The 3,635-nt window shown below is 68.2% G+C and carries 4 protein-coding genes; 3 read left to right on the forward strand and 1 reads right to left on the reverse strand.

The genetic code is table 11. The features are described 5' to 3' along the window. Window positions 1–76: 76 nt before the first annotated feature. The 3 genes from ACE3TU_RS20285 to ACE3TU_RS20295 are packed head-to-tail and all read left to right on the forward strand — an operon-like array spanning window position 77 to window position 3,208. A complete protein-coding gene (locus ACE3TU_RS20285) occupies window positions 77–1,639 on the forward strand; it encodes a 2-isopropylmalate synthase (protein WP_374627543.1) in 1,563 nt (520 codons plus the stop codon). A gap of 4 nt (window positions 1,640–1,643) precedes the next feature. Further along, window positions 1,644–2,423 (forward strand): SDR family oxidoreductase, encoded by a 780-nt coding sequence (locus ACE3TU_RS20290; protein WP_374627545.1) that lies wholly within the window; start codon window positions 1,644–1,646, stop codon window positions 2,421–2,423. A gap of 8 nt (window positions 2,424–2,431) precedes the next feature. Further along, complete coding sequence (locus ACE3TU_RS20295) at window positions 2,432–3,208, forward strand: HpcH/HpaI aldolase/citrate lyase family protein (RefSeq protein ID WP_374627547.1); 777 nt, start codon at window positions 2,432–2,434, stop codon at window positions 3,206–3,208. A 44-nt stretch (window positions 3,209–3,252) separates the two neighbouring features. Here ACE3TU_RS20295 and ACE3TU_RS20300 read toward each other — a convergent pair. After that, window positions 3,253–3,635: aminotransferase class I/II-fold pyridoxal phosphate-dependent enzyme (locus ACE3TU_RS20300; protein WP_374627549.1), on the reverse strand; the 383-nt coding region annotated here is incomplete at its 5' end.

The raw sequence follows: 3,635 nt of genomic DNA on the forward strand, positions 1-3,635 counted from the left end.
CGTGAATAAGCCGAACACCAGTTTTGTCCGGCCGCGTGGGATTTTGCATCCCCGGCCGATTGATGGGAAGACCGAGATGACCGCCACGGAAACCGCGACCAACAAGGATCGCGTCTATATCTTCGATACCACGCTGCGCGACGGCGAGCAGAGCCCCGGCGCCACCATGACGCTGGAGGAGAAGCTCCAGGTCGCCGAGGCGCTCGACGAGATGGGCGTCGATATCATAGAGGCCGGGTTCCCGATCGCCTCCAATGGCGACTTCGAGGCGGTCGTGGCCGTCGCCAAGCAGGTCAAGAACGCCGTCGTCGCCGGCCTCGCCCGCGCCATCCCGGGCGATATCGCGCGGGCCGGCGAGGCCGTGCGTCACGCCAGGCGCGGCCGTATCCACACCTTCGTCTCCACCTCGCCGATCCATCTGGCGCACCAGATGAAGAAGACCGAGGAGCAGGTGCTGGAGATCATCACCGCCACGGTGACGCAGGCGCGCGGGCTCATCGACAATGTCGAGTGGAGCGCCATGGATGCCACCCGCACGCCGATCGATTTCCTCGCCCGCTGCGTCGAACTGGCCATCAAGGCCGGCGCCACCACCATCAACCTGCCCGACACCGTCGGCTATGCAGTTCCGGCCGAGCACGAGGCGATGTTCCGCTCGATCATCGAGCGCGTGCCGGGCGCCGACAGGGTGATCTTCTCGGCCCATTGCCACGACGACCTGGGCCTCGCCGTGGCCAATTCGCTGGCCGCCGTCCGCGGCGGCGCGCGGCAGATCGAGTGCACCATCAACGGGCTGGGCGAGCGGGCCGGTAATGCCGCGCTCGAGGAGGTGGTGATGGCCATCCGCACCCGCGCCGATGCCATGCCGTATCATACCGAGATCGACGCGACGCATTTGAGCCGCGCCAGCCGGATCGTCTCGGCGGCCTCCAACTTCCCGGTGCAGTACAACAAGGCGATCGTCGGCAAGAACGCCTTCGCGCACGAAAGCGGCATCCACCAGGACGGCATGCTGAAGAACGCCCAGACCTACGAGATCATGACGCCGGCCTCGGTCGGCATCAAGGAAACCACCTTGGTCATGGGCAAGCACTCGGGCCGCGCCGCGTTCAAGGACAAGTTGAAGGAACTGGGCTACGAGCTGGGAGATAATGCCTTTCAGGAGGCCTTCCAGCGCTTCAAGGACCTCGCCGACCGGAAGAAGCACGTCTATGACGCCGACATTGTCGCGCTGGTCGATGACGAGGCGGGCTCGGTCGATGATCGCATCAAGCTGGTCGACATGGAGGTGATCTCCAAGACCGGCGGCATCCATCACTGCGAGCTCAAGCTCGCCATCGATGGGGTCGAGGTCGCGGCCAAGTACGACGGCACCGGCTCGGTCGACGCCATCTTCAACGCCATCAAGCAGGCGGTCGGCAAGGACCCGCACCTGGTGCTCTACGCCATCGACGGCGTCACCGGTGGCACCGACGCGCAGGCCAGCGCGCACGTCCGGCTCGAAATGGGTGGCCGCATCGTCTCCGGCAACGCCGCCGAGCCCGACACGCTCGTCGCCTCGGCCCGCGCCTACATCAACGCCTATAACCGCCTGCTGCTCGAGCGCGGCGCGTCGGCGCAGGGCGCGCTGGCGGGCTAGCGACATGGATCTCGGGCTCGCCGGCAGGACGGCCATCGTCTGTGCGTCCAGTCGCGGCCTCGGCCGCGGCTGCGCCACGGCGCTGGCCGCCGAGGGCGTCGAGGTGGTGATCAACGGCAGGGATGCGGCGCAGCTCGATGTGGCTGCCGCCGAAATCCGCGCCACCACCGGCGGCACGGTGATCGCCGTGGTGGCCGATGTGGCGACGCGCGAGGGCCAGGACGCGCTGCTCGCTGCCTGCCCGACGCCCGACATCCTCGTCAACAACAATGCCGGCCCGCCGTTCCGCGATTTCCGTGAGCTCGACCGCGAGAAGATGCTGGCCGGCGTCATCGGCAACTTCGTCACCCCGATCGAGCTGATCCAGCGGGTGATCGACGGCATGGTCGAGCGCAGGTTCGGCCGCATCGTCAACATCACCTCGAGTTCGGTCAGGGCGCCGATCGGCGGGCTCGACCTCTCCTCCGGTGCCCGCGCCGGACTCACCGCCTTCCTCAAGGGCGTGTCGCAATCGGTCGTTGCCCACAACGTCACCATCAACAACCTGCTGCCCGGCTCGTTCGACACCGACCGGCTGAAGAGCGGCAACCGGCGCACGGCCGAACAGCGCGGCGTCAGCCTCGAGGCGATCGAGGCCGAGCGGCGCGCCGCGATCCCGGCCAGGCGCTTCGGCACGCCCGAGGAGTTCGGCGCTGCCTGCGCCTTCCTCTGCTCGGCCCGGGCCGGCTACATCACCGGGCAGAACCTGCTCATCGACGGCGGCGCCTTCCCCGGCGCGTTCTGAGGATCACCATGCGCCCCATCGCTCCCAACGCCTTCAAGCGCGCGCTTGCCGCCCGATCGGTGCCGCAACTCGGCTGCTGGCTGTCGATGAATTCCCTCGCCGCCACCGAGATCGCCGCTGGGATCGGCTTCGACTGGGTGCTGCTCGACATGGAGCACAGCCCCTACGACCTCGAGACGGTGGAGCGGCACCTGCTCGCCGCCCGGCATGGTGGCGATGCCGAGTTCGTGGTGCGCATCCCCAGCATCGATCCGATTCTGGTCAAGCGCCTGCTCGATGCCGGCATCCGCTCGTTCATGTTCCCGTTCGTGCAGACCGTCGAGGAGGCCAGGCTCGCCGCCGCCTCGGTACGCTTCCCGCCGCACGGCATCCGCGGCTATTCCGGCAATTCGCGCTCGGTGCGCTTCGGCACCATCACCGGCTACCATGCGAAGGCGCACGAGGACATCTGCGTCATCCTGCAGATCGAGACGCCGCTGGCGGTGGCAACCATCCCCGAGTTCGCGAGGATCGAGGGCATTGACGGCCTGTTGATCGGCCCCAATGACCTCGCCGCCAACATGGGCCTGCTGGGCGGCGCCTATCATGCCGACACGCTCGCCAAGATCGCCGAGGCGCGGCAACTGATGCAGGCGGGCGGCATCGCCGCCGGCATGCTCGATTTCAAGCCGGAGAGCGCCCGCCAGCTCTTTGCCGACGGGTTCAACTTCATCGCCGTCGGCGGCGACACTTCGATGATCGTCAAGGGCTCGCGCGCGCTGCTCGGCGAGTTCGGGCGCGGGTAGCGCGAAGGCCTTCATCCGACCCCGTCGACGCACGAGGTCCGGCCTCACCCCGCCTCGCGCAGCGCTCCCGGAAGCTCCGCCGCCACCACGTCCAGTTCCTCGTCGCGCCCGACGCTGATGCGGATGTGCCGGTCCAGCCCCGGCGCCATGGGCTTCCTGACGAACACGCCGCGTCGTTCCAGCGCCTTCAGCACCGCCAGCGCATAGGCGCCGTCGCGGCCGCAGTCGATGGCGACGAAATTGGTGGCCGAGGGGACCGCGGCGAGTCCGTTTTCCGCCGCGATGGCGTTGAGCCGCCCGCGCCCGGCCGCGACTTTCGCGATCACCGCCGCCAGCCAGTCCCGGTCGCCGAGCGCGGCAATCGCCGCCACCTGGCTCAGCCGCGTCACGCCGAAATGGTTGCGCACCTTGTCGAAGGCCCGGATCA

The organism is Devosia sp. (genome assembly GCF_041917035.1).
Taxonomy (GTDB): Bacteria; Pseudomonadota; Alphaproteobacteria; order Rhizobiales; family Devosiaceae; genus Devosia_A.